Origin of the sequence: Streptomyces sp. QH1-20 (assembly GCF_041283565.1) — a bacterium.
Classification (GTDB): Bacteria; Actinomycetota; Actinomycetes; order Streptomycetales; family Streptomycetaceae; genus Streptomyces; species Streptomyces syringius.
Map to the genome: position 1 here is coordinate 3,711,874 of NZ_CP166299.1, position 21,827 is coordinate 3,733,700.

The following is a 21,827-nucleotide window of genomic DNA, read 5'->3' on the forward strand; positions in this document are numbered from 1 at the left end:
GTCGGCTCTCCCGTTCGGCGAGGGGGCTGGTCACGCCCGAGTCTATGAGCCGGACGGGTACGGGCGGCCAGTGGCCACCCCGTACCCCGCCCGCGCGGACCGGCCCCCGCTAGTCGATGTCGAGCGGGGCGACCCTCCAGTACCGCACCGCGTTGTCGAAGACGGTCCGCGTCGTGGTCCAGTTCTCGTCGTAGTCCTCGTACTGGATGGCGTACTCGGTACCGGTGTCGTCGATGTACGCCTGGTCGATGGAGCGCACGAGACGGCCGGAGCCCTTCTCCTTGTACGTCCACTCCCACAGCGCGCCCTGCTTGCCCTGGAACGTGTTGGCCGTCAGCTGGACCCGCTGGTAGCCGTCCTGCCGGGAGACCACCTTCTCCAGCTCCAGGAAGTGGTCGTGCGCGGACTTCCCGAGGTCCCTGACGATGCCGACCCGCACGTGACGGAAGCCCGTGGAGCCCACGAAGTCGATCTGGCCGCTGCCCTTGTCCATGCGGTGCCAGCCGTCGGGCAGCACGATCGAGAAGCCCTCGGGGGCGATCGTCGTCGAGTAGCCGCTGGGCAGGTCCTTCTCCGGGACGGGCGCGTCGTGGAACGGGGCCGGGGAGGTGGAGGGCGAGACGGGCGGCTGGGCGGTCGCCGGGCCGCCGCTCGCCTTCGCACCGTCGGCCGGGCTCGCGGCGGGCCTGTTCGCCTGGGCGGTCCCGTTGCCGCCGCCGCTCTTCTCGTCGTTCTTCTTGTTCATCAGCAGCACACCGCCCGCGGCGGCGCCGCCCACCACGAAGGCGGCGAGACCGACGGCCACCCACATGAAGATCCGGCTACGGCCGGTGCGGCGCGGCGGAGTTGTCGCGGGGGCCGCCGGGACTGCCGGGGTGACGTCCGTGACGGCCGTCGGCACCTCGGGGGCGGCGGGGGCCGCCGGTGCGGCAGGGGCCGCGGGGGTCACCGCTACCGCCGGGGCGACCGGCGGCTGTGCGGGCGCCGCGGGAGGCGCGGCGGGTGCCACGGGCGCTGCGGGGGCCGCGGGGGCCGGCCACGCCACCGGCGGCGCCGGGTAGCCCGGCGGAATGCCCGGTGTCGTACGGCCGGTACGGGTCAGGAACGCGGCCAGGAGCACCGCTCCCGCCGTCCACAGCAGGCCGAACAGCAGCGACTCACCTACGTCGGGCCCCAGCCGGCCCTCGCCGGACTGGGAGCCGTAGCCGAAGCTCGTGCCCGCCGACATCTCCATCTCCGCGCCGGAGACGAGGGACAGCAGCCAGAACGCCCCGAGGAAGAAGGCCCCGGAGAGGGCCTGTTCGCGCCGGTCGGCCGAGCGCCGTGCCAGCAGGAGGGCCAGGATCACCGCGCACACGACGCCCAACGCCAGCGCGCCGGTCTGCGCCCAGCCGCCGTAGGTGTCACCGATTTGGGAGAGCCCGAAGGTGCCGCCCTCCTCGCCGCCGCGGCCCTTGGCGGCCGACGCCTCCACGCTCGCGCCCCACGACAGTCCGAGCGCCATGAGCGCCAGATTGACGAGGACCAGCAGCGAGGCCACCACACCCCAGCCGGAGACGTCGCTCGCATTCGACGCGACGACCACGAACACGACGACGGCGCAGAGCGCGACCGTCAGCCCGAGGGCGCGCAGGGCGGTGCCCCACGCCCGTACGGCCATCAACGCGCCCGCACCGCACCGCGCGAGGAGCTCCTCGCGGCACAGCACGCTCGCGCTCACCGCGCCCGACAGCGCGCACGTGAACAGCGCGGCGAGCACCGGGGAGGTGTCGACCGTGAAGACCTTCACGTCCGGCTGCCCGTACAGGCCGAGCACCAGCACGACCGCGCCCGACAGCAGCCCGATCCGCAGCGCGGCCTCCGCGCCGCCGCTCGCACCCTGCGGCCGCGAGCGGCGCAGCAGACGCGCTCCGAGGCCCACGGCGCCCGCCCAGGCGAGCGTGAACGTCAGCAGCCATACGGACAGCGAGCCGCTGCCCTGCACGAACATGGTGATGAGGCTGCCGCCGCGGCTGGTCTCCACCTCGAAGGTGCCGCCGAGGCCCTGCATCAGCACCGCGATGACGACCTGGAAGCGGTCACTCCAATGAGCGAAGTCCGCTTCCTCGTAGTCGTCCGAGGAGGGGAGGGAGACCGCCAGCGCGAGGACGAGCAGGAGGGCGGTCGGCCACAGGACGGCCTTGGCCGAGCCGAGCCAGTCGCCGGTGAACGTCCGGCGCAGGAACAGCGCGCCGGGGCCGGGCTGCGCGTAGCCGCCCTGCGGCGCGTAGGCGGGGGGCGCGGGTGACAAGGGCGGCGGTGGCAGTGGCGGCGCCGCGGGCGGCGCGGCCGGCGGTACTGCGGGCGGCGCGGCCGGGGTCGCCGGGACGGCGGCCGGGGTCGCCGAGGCAACCGCACCCGCCTCCTGCGGACGCTCCCGGCCACACTTCATGCAGAAACGCGCGTCCTGGACGAACGCGGAACCACAGGCAGGACAGAACGACGGCAATGGTGCTCCCGTATTCGGGCGGGCGGTTCGGATGGGGGGTGCGGATGATCGTACAGATCACACACCCTGCCCATGACAAACCGTCAACATCCGCCCTAATTGCGGGATATGCCCTGCCCAAGGGTTACCCGGCGTGCTTGATCCCCCGGTGCAGCGCCACGACTCCGCCCGTCAGATTGCGCCAGGCGACCTTCGACCAGCCGGCCTGCTGGAGCCGTGCCGCGAGCGCGGCCTGGTCGGGCCAGGCGCGGATCGACTCGGCGAGGTAGACGTACGCGTCGGGGTTGCTGCTGACGGCCGTCGCGACCGGCGGCAGGGCCCGCATCAGATACTCGGTGTAGACCGTGCGGAACGGCGCCCACGTGGGGTGGCTGAACTCGCAGATCACCACGCGCCCGCCGGGCTTCGTCACCCGCAGCAGCTCGCGCAGCGCGGTGTCGGTCTCCTGCACGTTGCGCAGCCCGAAGGAGATGGTGACGGCGTCGAACACGTCGTCCGCGAAGGGAAGCCGGGTGGCGTCACCGGCGGTGAGCGGCAGCCACGGGTGGCGCTTCTTGCCCTCGCGCAGCATGCCGACGGAGAAGTCGCACGGCACGACGTAGGCGCCGTCGGCGGTGAAGGGCATCGAGGAGGTGCCCGTGCCGGCCGCGAGGTCCAGCACCTTCTCCCCCGGGCGCGCGGCCACCGCGCGGGCCACCGCCTTGCGCCACAGGCGGGCCTGGCCGAGCGACAGCACGTCGTTGGTCAGGTCGTATTTCGCCGCCACGTCGTCGAACATCGCGGCGACTTCGTGCGGCTGCTTGTCCAGGGATGCTCGGGTCACGCCCCCATTGTTCACGGTGCGCGTCCGGCGCGGTGGAGCAGGGGGCCGGGCGGTGCGGTTCGCGCCGGACGGAGCGCGCTTCGGCGCCGTCCGCTTGGTCGAGGACGGACCGCCCCCCTTGGCGGGCCGCCGCCTCGCGATGCCGACTGCGCCGCCCCGGAAACCCCCGCTTCCCGGGACCGCCGGCTCCCCTGCCCGACCGCCCCCTCGACGGCCGACGCTTCCTCCGGCGTGCGCGTCCTTACGGCCCGGCAGTACGCATGATTGCCCGGGCCCTCCACAGGGCGCATCGCGAAGCGGCCTGAGCGGCCGTCCCCGCGGTTCCCATCCTGGTGGGTGGAAGCGGTATAAACCGTTCCCCTTAATGCGGCTCTGACGTGCGGCGACGGCGTCCTTACGGATCACTGACGACGCCCGGCCGCAGGCCGTCAGGCCCGACGGTGCACCAGCCGCCCGCCCAGCACCGTCGCGACGCACCGGCCGTCCTCCGTGAAGACGGCCAGATCCGCGCGCCCGGTCTCGGCGATCGCCACCGGTCGTACCCGCCCTGGAACGGCCACCCCGACCCGCCCCGCGGCAGCCCGCAGCTCAGGATCCGTCACGTGCTCGGCCGTCACGGCCCCGCCGCCCCGCTTCAGCACCTCGTGCACCCGCTCGCGCGGGCTGGGCGCGTCCGGCAGCGGGCCCTCGTGCACCAGCGCCGGGCCGAGCGTGCCGGGCCACTGCCGGACCCGGGCGCCCGGGAACCGCTCCAGCAGGTCCTGGAGCGGGCCGACCGCCGCGATCCGGTCGCCGTCGACGGCGACACCGCCGTCGACGATCGGCTCCTCGTCCCAGGTGCGGCGCACGAAGGGCGCCGTGTGAAGCGTCAGCACCGCGCGGCCCTCAGTCGGAGGCGACGAGCTTCAGCTCGGGATGCGCCGTGCCGCCCTCGATCGCCGTCGAGGACAGGTGCGAGACGACCCTGTCGTCCACCGGGTCGTTCGCCGGGTCGTCGTGCACCACCAGGTGCTCGTACGTCGTGGCGCGCTGCGCCGGGACGCGGCCCGCCTTGCGGATGAGGTCGATGATCTCCATGCGGTTGGAGCGGTGCTTCGCACCGGCCGAGGAGACCACGTTCTCCTCCAGCATGATCGAGCCGAGGTCGTCCGCACCGTAGTGCAGGGAGAGCTGGCCGACCTCCTTGCCGGTGGTCAGCCACGAGCCCTGGATGTGGGCGACGTTGTCCAGGAAGAGCCGCGCGATGGCGATCATGCGCAGGTACTCGAAGAGCGTGGCCTGCGTCTGGCCCTTCAGGTGGTTGTTCTCGGGCTGGTAGGTGTACGGGATGAAGGCGCGGAACCCGCCCGTGCGGTCCTGCACGTCGCGGATCATCCGCAGGTGCTCGATCCGCTCGGCGTTCGTCTCGCCGGTGCCCATCAGCATGGTGGAGGTCGACTCGACACCCAGGTTGTGGGCCAGCTCCATGATCTCCAGCCAGCGCTCGCCGGACTCCTTCAGCGGCGCGATCGCCTTGCGCGGCCGCTCCGGGAGCAGCTCGGCGCCCGCGCCCGCGAAGGAGTCGAGGCCCGCGGCGTGGATACGGCGGATGGCCTCCTCGGCGGTGACGCCCGAGATCCGGGACATGTGCTCGATCTCGGAGGCGCCGAGGGAGTGGATGACGAGCTGCGGATACGCCTTCTTGATCGCCGAGAAGTGCTTCTCGTAGTACTCGACGCCGTAGTCCGGGTGGTGTCCGCCCTGGAACATGATCTGCGTGCCGCCCAGCGCGACGGTCTCCTCGCAGCGGCGCAGGATGTCCTCGAGGTCGCGGGTCCACACCTTGTCGCTCTTCGGCGCGGCGTAGAAGGCACAGAACTTGCACGCGGTGACGCATGCGTTCGTGTAGTTGATGTTGCGCTCGATGATGTACGTCGCGATGTGCTCGGTACCCGCGTAGCGCTTGCGGCGCACGGCGTCGGCCGCCGAGCCCAGCGCGTGCAGCGGCGCGTACCGGTACAGGTCGAGCGCCTCCTCCGGGGTGATCCGGCCACCCGCGGCGGCCCGGTCGAGGACGGCTGCGAGATTGACGGACGTGAGGTCGGCGGTCTCGGTCACCGGGCGTCCCTTCGGAGGGGTTGTGTACGACGATTCACCCTACGCCAGGGCCTTGACAGACCGGTGGGTCAGGGCGGTGTGGGGGCGGTCAGCGGGCGTTCCTGGTGAGCGAGGACCTGGGTTTGCCACCCTTGGGGTCGTCGGAGGTGAACGACAGCCTGCCGTCCGCTTCGAGGGTGTAGGTGACCGTGGACGTCTCGCCCGTGCAGAGCGGGCTCCGCTCCCCGTCGGTGACCTCCTCCAGCGTGAGCTTCCGGTCGGTGGCGGAGATCAGCTTGGCCTTGCTGCGGCACTCCACGACGTTGAGCACGGAGTACTTCGTCCGGATCACGTACGTGCCCTTGGCGCCGCCCGTGATGACGCTGGTCATCGTGCCGTTGGGGGTGCCGTTGGACTGCAGGACGTTGCCGGTCCAGGTGCCGCGGAAGGCCTGCGGCACGTCGGCCGTCCCCGGCGAGGACGAGACGGTCGCGGACGGCTTCCCCGCCGCGTCCTTGTGGGCGCCCTTGCCGGACCCCGGCAGCAGGTCGAAGACGAACGCCGCCGTCGTCGCGGCGGCCAGCGCACCGGCCACCGACAGCACGAGCGTGCAGCTCACCCGCCGTGGTCTGCCCGGCTCCCGCTCGCGGCCGCTCGCGCCGAGGGACAGCGCGATCTTCTTGTCTCCCTTGTGCCCGGCCGTCTCGTCCTCCGGCCCGGGCACCCGCTGCGGCGGCAGCGGCGGGTACGAGGGCTGCGTCAGCGCGTGGGCCTGCGGGCGGGCGTCCGCCACGCCCCTGCCGTACGACGGATCGGGCGGCCCGAAGCCGCCGCTCGCCGCGGCGGGCTCCAGGTCGAGGAGTTCCACCGCCCGCAGGCTCACCTGCTCGACCAGCGGGGCGGGCAGCCAGCCGGACCGTACGCGGGGCAGCGGACCGGCCGCCGTCGCGAGCCGGCGAACGATGTCGCCGGGGGTGGGGCGGTCGGCGGGGGACTTGGCCAGGCAGTCGGCGACCAGCGCGCGCAGATCGCCGGTGAGGCGCGGGCCGAGCTCCGCGGGCTCGTGGACGACCTTGTAGAGGAGGGAGGCGGAGTTGTCGCCGGAGAAGGGCGGCTCGCCCGTGGCCGCGTAGGCGAGGACCGCGCCGAGGGAGAAGACGTCGGCCGCCCCCGTCACCTCCTCGCCGAGGATCTGCTCGGGCGACATATAGCCGGGCGAGCCGATGGAGACGCCCGTCGCGGTCAGGGAGGCGGTGCCGTCCGTCGCGCGGGCGATGCCGAAGTCGATCAGCCGGGGGCCGTCGAGGGCCAGCAGGACGTTCGAGGGCTTGACGTCCCGGTGCACCAGGCCCAGCGCGTGCACCGCCGTCAGGGCCTCCGCGAGGCCCGCGCCCAGCACCCGCACGGTCGGCTCCGGCAGCGGGCCCGTCTCCGTCACGGCCTGGGAGAGCGCGGGGCCGGCCACATAGCCCGTGGCCACCCACGGCACGGCGGCGTCCGGATCGGCGTCCAGCACCGGGGCCGTCCACGCGCCGCCGACCCGCCGGGCGGCCTCCACCTCGCGCCGGAAGCGGGCCCGGAACTGGTCGTCGACGGCGAAGTGGGGGTGGACGACCTTCACCGCCACCGTGCGGCCGCCCGCGCTGCGGCCCAGGTACACCCGGCCCATGCCGCCCGCCCCGAGCCGGCCCAGCAGCCGGTACGCGCCGATGACCTGCGGATCCTCGGACTGAAGTGGTTGCATCGGGCTCCCCGTCTCCCCCTGCTGGGGGCCGGTACGACCCCGGAAATCAGCCTATGACTCAATTCACGACGCCCGGCAGGAACCCCGCAGCCTGGTTTGCCCATCTGCAAGGTCGGAACAAACCGTCATGTCCTTCGGGGCAGCAGGATCATCCGGAGCGACGCGATGCCGCACTCACACGAGGGGGCCTACCGGTCCCAGGGCCACCACCGGGCCTCTCGCGCCAAACGATGGATCATCGTTGTGGCGTCGATAGCCGTGCTCGGGCTGATCGCCTGGCCCGTCATGAGCTACTTCGAGATCCCCCCGTTCACCGACAAGGGCAAGCCCGTCAGCTTCGGCAACGACGAGCCCGCCACCGGTGGCACGGGCGGCCAGGCCGGCGGCCAGAACGGCGCGCAGCCCGCGGACTCCAAGGTCCTCATGCCGACCGGACCCAAGGCGGACTTCCGAATAGCCAACTCCCTGGGCGACGGCACGAAGATCGGCGTCGTGACGCTGGACGGCAAGAAGTCCGGCTTCAAGGGCAAGGTGTGGGTCTGGGCCCCGCCGCAGTACAACGACCCGCAGTACAAGAAGAGCGGCTTCCCGGTCATGATCGCCCTGCCCGGCGGTCCCGGTTACCCGAACAACTACTGGATGGGCACGGACCTCAAGCTCCAGTCCTCCATCGCCAAGTGGTCGAAGGAAGGCAAGAGCCTGCCCTTCATCCTGGCCATGCCGGTCCTGAACCCGGACGAGAAGTACTACTACGACGGCAGTGACATCCCCGGCCAGGCGAAGATGGGCACCTGGCTGACCGAGGACGTCCCGGACCTGGTCAAGCAGAACTTCCGGACCCTGAAGTCGCGTGACGGCTGGGCGTTCATGGGCTCCTCCTCCGGCGGCTTCGCCGGCCTGAAGGCCGTCATGAAGTACCCGGACCGCTTCAAGGCCGTGATCGCCTCCGGCCCGGACATCGTGCCGGACTCCCCGCTGTGGGCCGGTCACGACAAGGAGAAGCAGGAGAACAACCCGGAGAAGCTGGCCCAGGAGCTGATCAACAGGAAGGGCCCGGACGTCTACCTGGCCTTCCAGGTCGGCACCAAGGAACCCCCGATCGTCATGCAGAACGTCAAGAAGTTCATGGCGACGTACGGCAAGGGCCCGGTCCACACCATGCTCCGGGAGATCCCGGGCGGCTCGCACAACGCGCACACCTACGTGCCGAGCATGGGCGAGGGCCTGATCCAGTACATCAGCAAGAACATGGAAGGCCCGACGCCGGCCTCCTGAGCCCGGGGCCCGGCGGCCCGGTGATCCGATCCCGGGCCCGCCGCCCCGCCCCCACAGCTCGCACCACCTGAAGTCCTGATCCCCGCCCGGGGGTCAGGACTTCAGCAGTTCCACCCGCACATCGGCCGGGAAGCCGGTCGTCGGACCCGTGCGCCGGGCGAACTCGGCGACCCCGGCGAGCTGGTCCGGCCCGAAGCGGAAGTCGAGGGTCGTGAAGTAGCGCTCCAGCAGTTCCGCGTCGAAGGACTCCCAGCGCGCCGCCTGCTCGGCGACCTTCCCGACCTCCTCCAGGGACAGATCGCGGGAGGCGAGGAACGCCTCGTGCACCTTGGAGACGATGCGCGGCTCACGGGCCAGGTAGTCGCGGCGGGCGGCCCAGACGGCGAAGACGAACGGCAGTCCCGTCCACTCCTTCCACATCTGCCCGAGGTCGTGGACCTGCAGGCCGAGCCGCGGGGCGTCGTGCAGCGAGGCCCGCAGCGCGGCGTCCCCGATCAGCACGGCGGCGTCCGCCTCCCGCATCATCAGACCGAGGTCGGGCGGGCAGGTGTAGTACTCCGGCCGCACCCCGTGGCGGTCGGCGAGCAGCAGCTGCGCCAGGCGCACGGACGTCCGCGAGGTGGAGCCGAGGGCGACCCGGGCCCCGTCGAGCTGGTCCAGCGGCAGCTGGGAGACGATCACACAGGACATGACCGGGCCGTCGCAGCCGACGGCGATGTCCGGCAGCGCGACGAGGTCGTCGGCGTTCTTCAGGAACTCGACGAGGGTGATCGGGGCGATGTCCAGCTCGCCCCGGACGAGCTGCTCGCTGAGCTTCTCGGGGGTGTCCTTGGTCAGGTCCAGGTCGAGCAGCGTGCCGGTGCGCGCGAGGCCCCAGTAGAGCGGCAGACAGTTGAGAAACTGGATGTGTCCGACGCGGGGGCGGCTGCGCAGCCGCTCCGGCAGGCCGTCGCGGGTGGCGGGGATCGCTGGGTCCGAGGCTGAAATGTCCACATCCGGAGGCTAGCCCCGGGCCGCCGGGAAGGCGGGGGCGGGGGGTCGCGCCGCGCCGGGCCCGATCGTCGATCTTTTCCGCGCGGGAGGCCCGGAAAACCTGTGAACAGCGTGATCTTCGACTCTTTCCCAGTGCGAACCCAGCGTGCTACGCTCGCCGCAAGTTGCAGTTTGGTTTCCCTTGCAGTACAGAGCCTGCGGAGCATGTGACCCCGCAGGCTTTTGTAGTTTTCAGACTTCTCGCAGGTTCTGGAGCAGGGCAACCCTTTGGGCCCAAGGAGGGCTTTATGGCTACCGGAACCGTGAAGTGGTTCAACGCTGAAAAGGGCTTTGGCTTCATTGCCCAGGACGGCGGGGGCCCCGACGTCTTCGTCCACTACTCCGCGATCAACGCCTCTGGCTTCCGCTCCCTCGAGGAGAACCAGCAGGTCAACTTCGACGTCACGCAGGGCCCGAAGGGCCCGCAGGCGGAGAACGTCACCCCGGTCTGATCCTCGGATCCCTCCGGTGCGACGGCTCGACCGATCGCGGTCGACGTGCTGTACCCAAGGAGCCCTGCTCCCCCGCTTCGGCGGAGGGGCAGGGCTCCTGCCTTTTCTCATGACTCCCGGCTCATCCGGATCTCACGGCTCTGTCGAACCTTGTTGAACTCATGACGCACAGAGCCCGTACGCCTTTCGCCGCTAACCGGATCATCCTTTTCCGCTATCGCTCGTACAACGCATCGATTTCTGCCGCGTAACGGTTCGCGATCGTGGAGCGCCGCAGTTTCAGGGTGGGGGTCAGCTCCCCGCCGCCGACCGTGAAGTCCTCGTCCAGAATCGTGAACGCCCGGATCCGGGCGGGCCGGGCCACCTGGGTGTTCGCGGCGTCGACGGCCTCCTGGCAGCGGGCCCGTACGACCGGGTGCCCGGCGTACCCCCGGCCCGGGTCCAGCCCCTCGCGCCGGGCCCAGGCCGCGATCTCCTCCGCGTCGAGGGTGATCAGCGCGACGGGGTACGGACGGGCGTCGCCGATCATCACGGCGCGCGAGACCCAGCGGGACTGCTGGATGGCCGCCTCCACGAGCGAGGGGGTGAGGTTCTTGCCGCCCGACGTGATGATCAGGTCCTTCTTGCGGCCGGTGATGCGGAGGAAGCCGTCCGCGTCGAGGCTGCCGAGATCGCCGGTGCGCAGCCAGCCGTCCGGGTCCAGCACCTGCTCGGTCGCGGCCGGATCGGCGTGATAGCCGGAGAAGACCCCGGGCCCCCGGGCGAGCACCTCGCCGTCCGCCGCGATCCGCACCTCGCAGCCGCGCACCGGCCGGCCGACCGTCCCGTAGCGGACCGCCCCCGGGTGGTTGAGGGAGATCACCCCGGCCGACTCGGTCATGCCGTAGCCCTCGAAGACCCGGATGCCGCAGGCCCGCAGGAAGTCCATGGTCTGTGGCGCGATGGGGGCGCCGCCGGTGAGCGCCCAGCGCAGCCGCCCGCCGAACGCCGCCCGGACGAGGGAGAACAGGCTCTCGTCCGCCGCCTGCCAGGCCGCGCGGAGCGGACCGGTGGGCTCCTCGCCCCGCGCGCGCAGCTCGGCGACCTCAACCCCGGTCCGTACGGCGCTCTCGAAGCGGTCCCGGCCGCCCTCGCCCCGTGACTCGGCGAGCGAGGCGACGGTGGCGTGCACCTTCTCGAAGAGCCGGGGCACGGACGGCAGATGCGTGGGCCGGACCTCCGCGAGCTCGGCGACGACGTTCTCGATCCGGCCGCCGAAATAGCACAGCGTGCCGCCCTGGCTCAGCGAGGTGAGCTGGATGAGCTGGGCGAGGAGGTGGGCGAGGGGGAGATAGAGATAGGTGGTGTCGCCGGGACCGCCGTCGATGAGATCGGCGGTGGCGTCCTGGACGGCCGCGAAATTGCCGTGCGTGAGCCGGCAGCCCTTGGGGAGGCCGGTGGTGCCGGAGGTGTAGACGATGGCGCAGAGGTCGTCTCCGGTGCGCTGGGCGCTCCGCGCGAGGAGGTCGGCCAAGGGTGCCCGGGGCAGCGTCCGCAGAAGCGGCACGGTAGCGGCGCCTTCCATCCGCACCATGTGCCGTAGCCCCGGCAGCTTCGCCCGCAGGGCCTCGACCCGGTCCGCCTGGGTCGTGTCCTCGCAGATCACCACCGTCGCCGCCGAGTCCCCGAGCACCCAGGCGAGTTCGTCCTCACCCGCCGTCGGATAGACGGGGACGACGACCGCGCCGGCGGCCAGGACCGCGAAGTGGGCGTACGTCCACTCCGGGCGGGTCTCAGCCAGGATCGCCACCCGGTCGTCCGGGCGCACGCCGAGGGCCACGAGGCCGCGCCCGACGGACCGTACGGTCTCCCGCAGCCCGTCGTAGCCGACCTCCGTCCAAGCGCCGCCGGCGGACCTGAAGCGCAGGGCGGGCCGTTCCCCGTACCGCCGCGCCGCCTCCTCCACGAACTCCGCGAGCGTGCCCGGTACGTGCCGACCGTCGCGCATGACGCCTCCCTCGGATCCGTACACCCGACGCTACGAAGCGCGGCCCCACGCCGGGGATGACCGGAAGCGTCAGCGCCGCTGACCCCGGCGCTCATCGGGGCTACCGTGCAGGCATGGGCAGGCGGACGATCACCGTGCACCACGTACGGGCCGCGCTCGGCGGCGCCCGGCGGCTCGGCATCGACACCGTGCCACTGCTGCAGACCGCGCGGATCCCGCCGCTGCTGCTCGCGGACGACCGGGCGCGGGTGACGCCCGAGCAGTTCACCTCGCTGGTGAAGGCGCTGCACCGGGCGACACGGGACGAGTTCCTGGGGCTCGGGCCCACGCCCAGCAGGAACGGCACCTTCGCCATGATGTGCTCCGCGTGCCTCGGCTGCCGCGATCTGGGCGCGGCGCTGGAGCGGGGCGTCCGCTTCTACGGGCTCTTCCCCGGCGGCCCCGATCTCGCGCTCGAACCCCGGGGCGCCGAGGCGGTGTTCACCGTCCGCAACGACCTGCGCGGCTATGCCGAGGGCCGCTTCCTCGCCGAGTGCGTGGTCATCGTCTGGCACCGGCTGGCGAGCTGGCTGATCGGGCGGCGGATCACCCTGCGCTGGGCCGAGTTCGCCTTCCCCGCCCCGCCGTACGCGGGCGAGTACGGGCTGCTCTTCGGCTGCCCCGTGCGGTTCGGGGCGCGGCGCACGGGGGCCGGGTTCGACGCGCACTGGCTGGCCGCGCCCGTGGTCCGCGACGAGGCGGGCCTCGCGGAGCTGCTGCGGCGGGCGCCCGCCGATCTGCTCAGCCGCCGCGAGTACGGCACGACGGTCGCCGAGCAGGTGCGAAGGGCGTTCGTCACCGCGCTGCGCGAGGGGCGGCGGCCGGCCCGGCTGCCGGAGGTGGCCGAGGTCGCGGCACGGCTCGCGATGAGCCCGGCGACGCTCCGGCGCCGGCTCCAGGAGGAGGGCACCTCCTACCGGCTGCTGCGGGACGGGGTGCTGCGGGACGCGGCGATCAGCGGACTCGCGGCGGGCCGGGAGCCGATCGCCGAGCTCGCGGCCCGGCTGGGGTTCTCCGAGGACACCGCCTTCCACCGGGCGTTCCGGCGCTGGACGGGCACCACACCGGGCGCGTACCGGCTGCTGGGCACCGAGAGCGGCGAATGGCACGGGACGGTGCGACGGGGTCAGCAAAGCTGAGCGTCCCGGTCAGCTCCCGGGTGACCCGCCGGTCACTACGGTCTCCCCAACTGATTCAGCATCACTGGACAGTTGGGAGAGTCGCATGCACTTGCGCACCACAGCCCTCACCGCCCTCGCCGCACTGGCGGCCGCGTTCGGCCTGGCGGGCCCCGCCTCGGCCGGGCAGCCGGGCCGGGACGGCGGGGCCCCCGGCGACGTCGTCAGTTCCGCGTCCACGTCCTTCCACCCCCTGCCCGGCCAGCCCACGAACACCCGGGCCTGGCACATCACCTACCGCTCCACCACCGCCAAGGGCACCCCGAACGTCGTCTCGGGCACCGTGATCGTCCCCCGGGACGGCCGGAAGGGACCGCGGCCGCTGATCACGTACGCCGTCGGGACCGTCGGCCTCGGTGACGCGTGCGCCCCCTCGGCAGGCTTCCCGTACGGGACCACCCTGGAGGCCAATCTCATCCAGCAGCTGACCCTGCGCGGCTGGGCCGTCGCCGTCACCGACTACGAGGGCCTCGGCACGCCCGGCGAGCACACGTACGCGGTCGGCCGCGCCGAGGGCCATGCCGTGCTCGACGCGGCCCGTGCCGCGCAGCGGCTGCCGGAAGCGGGCCTCAAGGACTCCCCCGTCGGGATCATGGGCTATTCGCAGGGCGGGCAGGCATCGAGCTGGGCCGCCGAACTGCACGAGCGCTACGCACCCGAGCTGGACCTCAGGGGCACGGCCACCGGCGGTGTCCCGGCCGACCTCCTCAAAACCGCCGACTTCAACAACGGCGGCATCGGCGCCGGTCTCGTCCTGATGGCCGCCACGGGCCAGAACGCGGCCTTCCCGGAGCTGGACCTGGACCGCTACCTGAACGACAAGGGCCGCGGCTACGTCGACTTCATGAAGAAGCACTGCGTGGCGATCGACGCGGTGGCGGGCCTCTTCCGGAAGATCTCCGACGTCACCGTCAAGAACCCCCTCTACGAACCGGACTGGCAGCGTGCCCTGCGCTCCTCCGACCTCGGCACCCGCGCCCCCGACCGGCCCGTGTACCTCTACCACGGCGTCATCGACGAGCTGATCCCGTACGAGGTCGGCAAGAAGCTGCGCGCGGACTGGTGCGCCAAGGGCGCGACCGTGCAGTGGAAGGCGCTGCCGCTCGGCGAGCACGTCCTGGGCGTGATCACCGAGTCGATACCGGCGGCCGACTGGCTGGCGGCCCGCTTCGCGGGCCGGCCGACCGGCGGCAATTGCGGGTGATCCCCGGGGTGTGACCGCGCCTCTCGGCGCGACGGCGGACACTGTCGCGCCGGAGAGGACGCCGGCCGGTCACCGCGGAGGGGCAGGCCAGGGGTCAGGGGCGCGTCGCCGACCAGCACCGGCCGTTCATGAGATTGCCCAGGCCCGCCCAGACGAGGTTCATCAGCGTCGCCGCCGTCTCCTTCTCCGAGGGGGCGGCGTCGCCACCGGTGTTGGCCCACGCGGCGAGCGACTCGGCGGCGCCCACGAGCGCGTGCGCCAGGCCGGAGATCTCCCGCTCGGCGGGTTCGGCGGCGCAGGCGGCCTCCCGGGCCGTCGCGGCGATCAGCTGGGTGACCACATCGACGATCTCCTGCCGCATCGCGCAGACGGCCGAGGCGAACGGCTCACCGTGGGTCCGGGCCTGGCAGTGCAGCACCGCCCAGGCGTCGGGGTGGGCCGCGGTGTGCGCGAAGAAGCCGAGCAGCCCGCTCCACAGCCGTCCGTCGGGGGATGCCTCCGGGTCGATGCCGGACCGCACCGCGGTCACCAGCGCCTCGGACTCGCGCCGTATGCAGGCGCTGAAGAGGTCTTCCTTCGAGTTCAGATAGAGATAGACCAGCGGCTTCGAGGCCCCCGCCAGTTCGGCGATCTCGTCCATGGACGCCGCGGCGTAGCCGCGTCGCGCGAAGATCTCCACCGCCGCGTCGAGCATCTGGCGCTCGCGCACCTCGCGCGGCATCCGCTTGGCCTTGACCTTGGTCCTGATCCCGGCGCCGGTCCTGACGCCGACCCCGACCTGAGCAGCGTCGGTCTGTGCAGTCTGTGCGGTTTTCACAACAAACATCCCTCCGCCCCCGTCACGTTACCGGCTGGTAATTTTACGGGGAGGAGGGATGTCGTCGAGGGTGCGGATCAAGCCGTAAGGATCACGCCGCGCAGTTCACGCCGTACGGATCACGCCGCGGCCGGCTGCGGCTCCGCGCCCGGGGCGTCGTCGAGCTTGGACCCGTCGGCCGAGTCGTACGCCGCGCGGTCGAGGATCTTCTCCCGGGAGGCGACGAGGATCGGAACCACCGACTGGCCGGCGACGTTCGTCGCGGTGCGCATCATGTCCACGATCGGGTCGATGGCCAGCAGCAGACCGACACCGGCCATCGGCAGGCCCAGCGTCGACAGCGTGAGGGTCAGCATGACGGTCGCGCCGGTCAGACCGGCCGTGGCGGCCGAACCGATGACGGAGACGAAGGCGATCAGGACGTAGTCGCGGATCTCCAGCGGCACGTCGAAGACCTGCGCGACGAAGATCGCGGCGATGGCGGGGTAGATCGAGGCGCAGCCGTCCATCTTGGTCGTCGAGCCGAACGGCACGGCGAAGGAGGCGTACTCCTTCGGCACGCCCAGGCGCTCGGTGACCTTCTGCGTCAGCGGCATGGTGCCGACGGAGGAGCGGGAGACGAAGGCCAGCTGGATGGCCGGCCAGGCGCCCTTGTAGAACTGCAGCGGGTTGACCTTGCCGACAGTGGCGAGCAGCACCGGGTAGACGCCGAAGAGCACGATGGCGCAGCCGACGTAGATGTCGGCGGTGAACGTCGCGTACTTGCCGATCAGGTTCCAGCCGTAGGTGGCGATGGCCGTGCCGACCAGGCCGAGGCTGCCGAGCGGGGCGAGCCGGATGACCCACCACAGGACCTTCTGGAGCAGGTCCAGCGCGGACTGGCTGAGATCGAGGACGGGCTTGGCCTTGTCGCCGATCTGGAGGATGGCGATACCCGCGGCGGCGGCCATGAAGACGATCTGGAGCACGTTCAGCTCGGTGAACGGCGTGATCACGTCGGTCGGGATGATCCCGGTCAGGAAGTCCAGCCACGAGCCGTGCTTCTTGGGCTCGGCGCCGTCGGCCGGGGTGAGGCCGGTGCCGGAGCCGGGGTTGGTGAGCAGCCCGATCGCCAGGCCGATGACCACCGCGATCAGCGACGTGATCATGAACCAGAGCAGGGTGCGGGTGGCCAGCCGGGCGGCGTTCGAGACGTTCCGCAGATTGGTGATCGACACCAGGATGGCGAAGAAGACCAGCGGGGCGATCACGACCATCAGCAGCTGGACGAAGATGTCGCCGATCTTGCCGAGGGTGACCTCGAGCCAGTGGATGTCACCGCTCTGGGCGGCCCAGCCGAGCAGGGCGCCCAGCACGAGGCCGAGCAGGATCTGGGCCCAGAACGGGACCTTGGGTATGCGCCGGCGGGTGGCCGTGGCGGCGGACGCGGGTGTCGAAGGCACGGGGATCTCCGGGGACGGAAGTAAGAAAAAGGGCGTTCAGGCGCCAGGAGGTCCGTAGAGACGGGATCTCCGGCCGCGGCGGGCGTGACGTCAGCGGCGGCAACAGGCCGCGGACACGCAGCGGCAAAGATCGACGTGCAGGCGCGCCACGAGCACGGGGCTCACGGCTGATCGGTGCGCTGCTGCTGTCTTCATGTCGAATACGTTAACACTCGGCCTTTGGGCAACTCAAAGCTCTCCTTTGAGTTCAAGCACACGCGTACGGCCGGAATACGCCGGACGCCCCCTCGCGGAGCGGTCGCTCTGCGAGGGGGCGTCGATGCGTTGTGAGCAGGATTACACCCTATGGTCCGGGTTGAGCCTGCTTGGGGCGATTCAGACTGCCGCGTCCTCCTGGCCGCTGTTGGCGGCCAGCTTCTGCTTCGCGCGGTCCACGCGCTCGACGATCTGCTCGGACATGGCGTCGCGCTGCTTGCGCAGCAGCACCCAGCTGAGCGGGGCGGAGATGACGAGCGCGAGCAGGATCATCCAGACGAGGTTCGAGCCGCGCGCGGCGATCGGGACGGCACCCACCCAGCAGAGCCCGTAGACGACACCGAAGCAGGCGATGAGCAGGCCGACACGCAGAGCGGTGTAGCGGAGCGAGGCGAACTTCTGGCTACTCACGGACGGGACCTTCTTCTCAACGGCAACCGAAAGGGTCACCGACCAGTCAAGCACGGACCGCTGTGGATCAGACCAGGGGGAGCCACATCGTGATGTCGTCGCGATGATCGTCCGGCGCGACGCGAATCGCGGCGGGCACCCGGCCCACCTCCTTGAAGCCGACGGTCTCATAGAAGCGCTCGGTGCCCTCGCCGCCCCGCACGCCCAGCCGCACGGCATGGAAGTCCAGGTCGCGGGCCATCTCTATCGCCTCGCGCATCATCGCCTTGCCCCGGCCGCCGCCCTGGAGCGACGGGTGGACCATGACCGTGACGAGGGTGCACCAGTGGGTCATCAGGCGGTGCGAGTTGAGCTTGAGGAAGGCCGTGCCGATCAGCCGACCGCCTCCATCCCCTTCGACCCCTTCGACCCCTTCCACCCCTTCGTAGGCACCGAGCATCCGCGCCCCTCCGGCGGTCACGTCGTCCAGCTGCCGCTGCATGACGGGCGCGATGTCCCCTGCGGTGACGGGTGGCACGAAGCCGACGGCGCCACCGGCCTGCGAGACATCGAGCCAGAGGGCGGCGAGCTCCTCGCGGAGTGCGGGGGTGAGCTGGGGATCACGGACGAACGTAAGGGTCATAGAAGCCATGCAACCATTACGAAGATCAGAGTGCAATGGCCCTGCGTACCAGCCCGGGCGGACCGGCGGGCAGACACGGCAGAAGCCCCGGCGGACGTGTCCACCAGGGCTTCTCCTGCAACCGGAACGCGGCTCCGGGACGTCAGATCCGCATCGGCTGCGGCGACTCACGGCGCGCGGCGTCCGGGCCGGGGTACTCGCGGATGATCTCGTAGCGGGTGTTGCGCTCCACCGGGCGGAAGCCGGCGTCACGGATGAGGTCCAGCAGGTCCTCACGGCCGAGCTTGTTCGGCGTGCCGTAGTTGTCGGCGTCGTGCGTGATCTTGTACTCGACGACCGAGCCGTCCATGTCGTCCGCGCCGTGCTGCAGCGCGAGCTGCGCGGTCTGCACGCCGTGCATGACCCAGAAGACCTTCACGTGCGGGACGTTGTCGAAGAGCAGCCGGGAGACGGCGAAGGTCTTGAGCGCCTCGGCACCGGTCGCCATGGACGTCCGCGCCTGGAGCCGGTTGCGGACCTTGCCGTCCTTCATGTCCACGAAGTCGTGCTGGTAGCGCAGCGGGATGAAGACCTGGAAGCCGCCGGTCTCGTCCTGCAGCTCACGCAGCCGCAGCACGTGGTCCACCCGGTGGCGCGGCTCCTCGATGTGCCCGTAGAGCATCGTGGACGGGGTCTTGAGCCCCTTCTCGTGCACCAGACGGTGGATGCGCGACCAGTCCTCCCAGTGGGTGTCGTGGTCGACGATGTGCTGGCGGACCTCCCAGTCGAAGATCTCCGCGCCGCCGCCGGTCAGCGACTCCAGACCGGCGTCGATCAGCTCGTCGAGGATCTCCGAGGCGGGCATGCCGGAGATCTTCTCGAAGTGCTGGATCTCGGTGGCGGTGAAGGCCTTGAGGGAGACGTTCGGCAGCGCCTCCTTGAGGGCCTTCAGCGAGCGCGGGTAGTAGCGCCAGGGCAGCGTGGGGTGCAGGCCGTTGACGATGTGCAGCTCGGTGAGGTTCTCGTTCTCCATCGCCTTGGCGAGGCGGACGGCCTCCTCGATGCGCATCGTGTACGCGTCCTTCTCGCCCGGCTTCCGCTGGAACGAGCAGTACGCGCACGACGCGGTGCACACGTTCGTCATGTTGAGGTGCCGGTTGACGTTGAAGTGGACGACGTCACCGTTCTTGCGCGTGCGCACCTCGTGGGCCAGACCGCCCAGCCAGGCCAGGTCGTCGGACTCGTAGAGGGCGATGCCGTCCTCGCGGGTCAGCCGCTCCCCGGCGTGGACCTTCTCCTCCAGCTCGCGCTTGAGCCCCGCGTCCATGCGCCCGCCTCTCCAAACATCCGCTTTTGCCACTTCGTCGAGCCTACTCCTTGCGATTTCGCCGCCGGCTGCGGGCCGGGCCGCCTGCGGCGGCGAGCGCCCTGCGGGCGCGTCCTCAATCGCCGGACGGGCTGGTCAGGGCTGAGCTCAGCCCACACGCCACGGCCCGCAGGGCCAAGCGAACACCTGCCAAAGGAGGCTTACGCCTCCTCAGGCAGCTCCCCCACCCGGTTCTCCCACTTGGTCGACAGAACGATCGTCGTCCGGGTGCGGGCGACGCCCCTGGTCCCGGACAGCCGCCGGATCGTGCGCTCCAGGCCGTCCACGTCACCGACGCGCACCTTGAGCATGTACGAGTCGTCGCCGGCGATGAACCAGCAGTCCTCGATCTCCGCCAGGTCGCGCAGCCGGCGCGCCACGTCCTCGTGGTCGGCGGCGTCGGAGAGCTGGATGCCGATCAGCGCCGTGACCCCGAGGCCGAGCGACGCGGAGTCGACGGTCGCGCGGTAGCCCGTGATGACGCCCGCCGCCTCCAGGCGGTTGATCCGGTCCGTGACGCTCGGCCCGGACAGGCCCACGAGCCTGCCCAGCTCCGCGTACGAGGCCCGGCCGTTCTCCCGCAGGGCCTGGATGAGCTGCCTGTCCACCGCGTCCATTGGCTGGCACCTTTCAATAATCAGCGAAGTCGCCGGTTTACGTGTAGAATCTAAGGCATACAGGGGTGACGCCCTGTAAATCTTTCACCAGATCGACGTTGATCCTTCAGGAGTGAGCTTCCCGTGTACTCGATCGAGATGGCCTACGCCCGGATGCGCGAGCTGCAGGACCTGGCCAACCGCTCGCGTGCCCACCAGACCACCGACCAGCGCCGCGCCGAGGCCAAGGCCCGCCGCGCCAAGAAGCGCTAGTCCTCAGCCGGGGAGCGCGCGGCACCGAGCTCTCCCTTCCACCGGCGGTAGAGCTGGTGCGGCACCCCCGCCGCGTCCAGCACCCGCCCGGCGACGAAGTCCACCAGATCCTGGATGTGCGTCGCCCCCGCGTAGAACGCCGGAGAGGCGGGCAGCACCACGGCGCCCGCCTCGTCCAGCGCCACGAGCTGCTTGAGTGTCTGACCGCTCAGCGGCGTCTCCCGCACCGCGACCACCAGCCGGCGCCGCTCCTTGAGCGTCACGCTCGCGACCCGCTGCAGCAGGTCCTTCGACAGCCCCAGCGCCACCCCGGCCACACAGGCCGTGCTCGCCGGGACGATCAGCATCCCCTTGACGGCGTAACTGCCGGAGGACGGCCCGGCCGCGAGGTCCCCGGCCGGCCAGTAGCGCACCCGGGCGAGGTCGACCTCGAAGGTGCCGGGCTTGCCGTCGGCGCCCAGCGCCAGCCAGTCCCGCAGATCCTCGCGCCAGTGCGCGTCCCGGAACGCGATCCCGGTCTCGTCCAGCAGCGTCAGTCTCGACGCGCGGCTGACCACCAGGTCCACGTCCTCGCCCGCGGCCAGCAGCCCGCGCAGCACGGACGCGGCATACGGCGTCCCGGACGCGCCGGACACCCCGACCACCCAGGGCCGGCGTTGCGTTGTGTGTTCGTACGGCTCCACGTCCCGAGCCTATCCGCAGCACAGCGGAAGCCCGCCGGTCACCTGCGGCGACCGGGGATCAACCGCCCGGAACCACGGACGACCGGGCGTCGAGGCTACTCACACGGTCAGGCCGCGCACCAGCAGATCGAGCAACGCACACACGAAAAGGGCAATGCCGATGAACCCGTTGACGGTGAAGAACGCCCTGTTCAGCCGCGACAGGTCGTGCGGCTTCACGATCGAGTGCTCGTAGAGGAACGCCCCGGCCACCACGACCAGCCCGGCCCAGAAGAACGCCCCGGCGTCCGTGGCCACCGCGTACCAGACCAGCAGGCCCGTCGTGACGACGTGGCAGGCCCGCGCGCCGTACAGCGCGGCCGGGACACCGAAGCGGGCCGGAACGGACTTCACGCCCTCCGCCCGGTCCGCCAGCACGTCCTGGGAACCGAAGATCAGGTCGAAGCCGCCGATCCACACGCCGACCGCGAGACCGAGGATGACCGCGTCCCAGGACCACTCGCCGGTGATCGCCAGCCAGGCGCCGACCGGGCCGATGGCCTGGGCGAGACCGAGGATCGCGTGCGGGAAGTTCGTGAACCGCTTGCCGTACGGATAGACCACCATCGGGATCACGGCGAGCGGCGCGAGCGCCAGACAGAGCGGGTTGAGCAGCGCGGCGGCGCCCAGGAAGACGGCGACGGCGATCAGCGCGCCCGTCCACGCGGAGCGCACGGAGACGGCGCCGGTGACCAGCTCGCGATTGGCGGTGCGCGGGTTACGGGCGTCGAGCTCGCGGTCGATGATCCGGTTGCAGGCCATCGCGAAGGTGCGCAGCCCGACCATGGCGACGGTGACCAGCAGCAGCCGGACCCAGTGGATGTTCTCGTCCCACTGGTGCATCGCGGTCAGGGAGGCGATGTACGCGAAGGGCAGCGCGAAGACGGAGTGCTCGATGAGCACCAGGCGAAGGAACGCCTTCACCTTGCCGGTGGACGGCGCGGGGCCGGGGCCGAGAACCCCTTCGGCGGCGGAGGTCACAGCCCGTACCCCGGTTCATCCCCGCGGTGGCGGGGAAACCCCGGCCGCGCACCTTCCACCATCAT

The 21,827-nt window shown here is 71.2% G+C and carries 20 protein-coding genes; 5 read left to right on the top strand and 15 right to left on the bottom strand.

Annotated elements, in window-relative coordinates:
- Nucleotides 1-109: 109 nt before the first annotated feature.
- From AB8O64_RS16620 to AB8O64_RS16640, 5 genes are all read right to left on the bottom strand, one after another.
- The gene (locus AB8O64_RS16620; protein WP_370419833.1) at nt 110-2,290 is read right to left on the bottom strand and encodes a hypothetical protein; all 2,181 of its coding nucleotides are present in this window, start codon (nt 2,288-2,290) and stop codon (nt 110-112) included.
- Between the two features lie 322 nt (nt 2,291-2,612).
- Nucleotides 2,613-3,311 carry a demethylmenaquinone methyltransferase gene (locus AB8O64_RS16625; RefSeq protein ID WP_130878895.1) on the bottom strand — a complete coding sequence of 233 codons (699 nt, stop codon included), beginning with the start codon at nt 3,309-3,311 and terminating at the stop codon, nt 2,613-2,615.
- 428 nt (nt 3,312-3,739) lie between these two features.
- Nucleotides 3,740-4,186, bottom strand: a complete 447-nt coding sequence (locus AB8O64_RS16630; protein WP_370419834.1) for a hypothetical protein — start codon at nt 4,184-4,186, stop codon at nt 3,740-3,742.
- Between the two features lie 10 nt (nt 4,187-4,196).
- Nucleotides 4,197-5,408, bottom strand: a complete 1,212-nt coding sequence (gene mqnC / locus AB8O64_RS16635) for a cyclic dehypoxanthinyl futalosine synthase (RefSeq protein WP_356448908.1) — start codon at nt 5,406-5,408, stop codon at nt 4,197-4,199.
- An 88-nt stretch (nt 5,409-5,496) separates the two neighbouring features.
- Nucleotides 5,497-7,131: a serine/threonine-protein kinase gene (locus AB8O64_RS16640; RefSeq protein WP_370419835.1), complete on the bottom strand. Its 1,635-nt coding sequence runs from the start codon at nt 7,129-7,131 to the stop codon at nt 5,497-5,499.
- A gap of 234 nt (nt 7,132-7,365) precedes the next feature.
- On the opposite strand from AB8O64_RS16640, the gene AB8O64_RS16645 reads away from it, so the two are divergent.
- Nucleotides 7,366-8,406: an alpha/beta hydrolase gene (locus AB8O64_RS16645; protein ID WP_370423878.1), complete on the top strand. Its 1,041-nt coding sequence runs from the start codon at nt 7,366-7,368 to the stop codon at nt 8,404-8,406.
- Nucleotides 8,407-8,499: 93 nt separating this feature from the next.
- Here AB8O64_RS16645 and AB8O64_RS16650 read toward each other — a convergent pair whose 3' ends face one another.
- A complete protein-coding gene (locus tag AB8O64_RS16650; RefSeq protein ID WP_370423879.1) occupies nt 8,500-9,393 on the bottom strand; it encodes a menaquinone biosynthetic enzyme MqnA/MqnD family protein in 894 nt (297 codons plus the stop codon).
- A 293-nt stretch (nt 9,394-9,686) separates the two neighbouring features.
- Here AB8O64_RS16650 and AB8O64_RS16655 point away from each other — a divergent pair, with 293 nt between their 5' ends.
- Entirely contained in the window at nt 9,687-9,890 is a 204-nt protein-coding gene (locus AB8O64_RS16655; RefSeq protein WP_003984261.1) for a cold-shock protein, read from the top strand.
- A gap of 214 nt (nt 9,891-10,104) precedes the next feature.
- Here AB8O64_RS16655 and AB8O64_RS16660 read toward each other — a convergent pair whose 3' ends face one another.
- On the bottom strand, nt 10,105-11,877 hold the full coding sequence (locus AB8O64_RS16660; protein ID WP_370419836.1) for a long-chain fatty acid--CoA ligase: 1,773 nt from the start codon (nt 11,875-11,877) through the stop codon (nt 10,105-10,107).
- A gap of 113 nt (nt 11,878-11,990) precedes the next feature.
- On the opposite strand from AB8O64_RS16660, the gene AB8O64_RS16665 reads away from it, so the two are divergent.
- Nucleotides 11,991-13,055 carry an AraC family transcriptional regulator gene (locus AB8O64_RS16665; protein ID WP_370419837.1) on the top strand — a complete coding sequence of 355 codons (1,065 nt, stop codon included), beginning with the start codon at nt 11,991-11,993 and terminating at the stop codon, nt 13,053-13,055.
- 85 nt (nt 13,056-13,140) lie between these two features.
- Complete coding sequence (locus tag AB8O64_RS16670) at nt 13,141-14,298, top strand: lipase family protein (RefSeq protein ID WP_370419838.1); 1,158 nt, start codon at nt 13,141-13,143, stop codon at nt 14,296-14,298.
- 94 nt (nt 14,299-14,392) lie between these two features.
- Here the strand turns inward: AB8O64_RS16670 and AB8O64_RS16675 are convergent, their stop codons facing one another.
- The 6 genes from AB8O64_RS16675 to AB8O64_RS16700 form a co-directional block, all read right to left on the bottom strand.
- A complete protein-coding gene (locus tag AB8O64_RS16675; RefSeq protein ID WP_370423880.1) occupies nt 14,393-15,019 on the bottom strand; it encodes a TetR/AcrR family transcriptional regulator in 627 nt (208 codons plus the stop codon).
- Nucleotides 15,020-15,234: 215 nt separating this feature from the next.
- Nucleotides 15,235-16,557: a dicarboxylate/amino acid:cation symporter gene (locus AB8O64_RS16680; protein WP_370419839.1), complete on the bottom strand. Its 1,323-nt coding sequence runs from the start codon at nt 16,555-16,557 to the stop codon at nt 15,235-15,237.
- A gap of 375 nt (nt 16,558-16,932) precedes the next feature.
- Nucleotides 16,933-17,223: a DUF4229 domain-containing protein gene (locus tag AB8O64_RS16685; protein ID WP_370419840.1), complete on the bottom strand. Its 291-nt coding sequence runs from the start codon at nt 17,221-17,223 to the stop codon at nt 16,933-16,935.
- A gap of 67 nt (nt 17,224-17,290) precedes the next feature.
- Complete coding sequence (locus AB8O64_RS16690; protein ID WP_370419841.1) at nt 17,291-17,845, bottom strand: N-acetyltransferase family protein; 555 nt, start codon at nt 17,843-17,845, stop codon at nt 17,291-17,293.
- Nucleotides 17,846-17,987: 142 nt separating this feature from the next.
- Nucleotides 17,988-19,151, bottom strand: a complete 1,164-nt coding sequence (gene mqnE, locus AB8O64_RS16695) for an aminofutalosine synthase MqnE (RefSeq protein ID WP_356448893.1) — start codon at nt 19,149-19,151, stop codon at nt 17,988-17,990.
- A gap of 200 nt (nt 19,152-19,351) precedes the next feature.
- Nucleotides 19,352-19,807: an Lrp/AsnC family transcriptional regulator gene (locus AB8O64_RS16700; protein ID WP_356448891.1), complete on the bottom strand. Its 456-nt coding sequence runs from the start codon at nt 19,805-19,807 to the stop codon at nt 19,352-19,354.
- Between the two features lie 123 nt (nt 19,808-19,930).
- Here AB8O64_RS16700 and AB8O64_RS16705 point away from each other — a divergent pair, with 123 nt between their 5' ends.
- Nucleotides 19,931-20,059, top strand: coding sequence for a hypothetical protein (locus tag AB8O64_RS16705; RefSeq protein ID WP_370419842.1), 129 nt, complete (start codon nt 19,931-19,933; stop codon nt 20,057-20,059).
- Here the strand turns inward: AB8O64_RS16705 and AB8O64_RS16710 are convergent.
- A complete protein-coding gene (locus tag AB8O64_RS16710) occupies nt 20,056-20,742 on the bottom strand; it encodes a UbiX family flavin prenyltransferase (protein ID WP_370419843.1) in 687 nt (228 codons plus the stop codon). The genes AB8O64_RS16705 and AB8O64_RS16710 overlap by 4 nt on opposite strands.
- 99 nt (nt 20,743-20,841) lie before the next feature.
- On the bottom strand, nt 20,842-21,762 hold the full coding sequence (gene mqnP, locus AB8O64_RS16715) for a menaquinone biosynthesis prenyltransferase MqnP (protein ID WP_370419844.1): 921 nt from the start codon (nt 21,760-21,762) through the stop codon (nt 20,842-20,844).
- Nucleotides 21,763-21,827 lie beyond the last annotated feature (65 nt).

Bases quoted from the DNA above. Each gene is read 5' to 3' on its own strand.
- AB8O64_RS16640 (WP_370419835.1), bottom strand. From the start codon at position 7,131: ATGCAACCACTTCAGTCCGAGGATCCGCAGGTCATCGGCGCGTACCGG.
- AB8O64_RS16655 (WP_003984261.1), top strand. From the start codon at position 9,687: ATGGCTACCGGAACCGTGAAGTGGTTCAACGCTGAAAAGGGCTTTGGC.
- AB8O64_RS16660 (WP_370419836.1), bottom strand. From the start codon at position 11,877: ATGCGCGACGGTCGGCACGTACCGGGCACGCTCGCGGAGTTCGTGGAG.
- AB8O64_RS16665 (WP_370419837.1), top strand. From the start codon at position 11,991: ATGGGCAGGCGGACGATCACCGTGCACCACGTACGGGCCGCGCTCGGC.
- AB8O64_RS16670 (WP_370419838.1), top strand. From the start codon at position 13,141: ATGCACTTGCGCACCACAGCCCTCACCGCCCTCGCCGCACTGGCGGCC.
- AB8O64_RS16675 (WP_370423880.1), bottom strand. From the start codon at position 15,019: ATGCCGCGCGAGGTGCGCGAGCGCCAGATGCTCGACGCGGCGGTGGAG.
- AB8O64_RS16690 (WP_370419841.1), bottom strand. From the start codon at position 17,845: ATGACCCTTACGTTCGTCCGTGATCCCCAGCTCACCCCCGCACTCCGC.
- mqnE (WP_356448893.1), bottom strand. From the start codon at position 19,151: ATGGACGCGGGGCTCAAGCGCGAGCTGGAGGAGAAGGTCCACGCCGGG.
- AB8O64_RS16700 (WP_356448891.1), bottom strand. From the start codon at position 19,807: ATGGACGCGGTGGACAGGCAGCTCATCCAGGCCCTGCGGGAGAACGGC.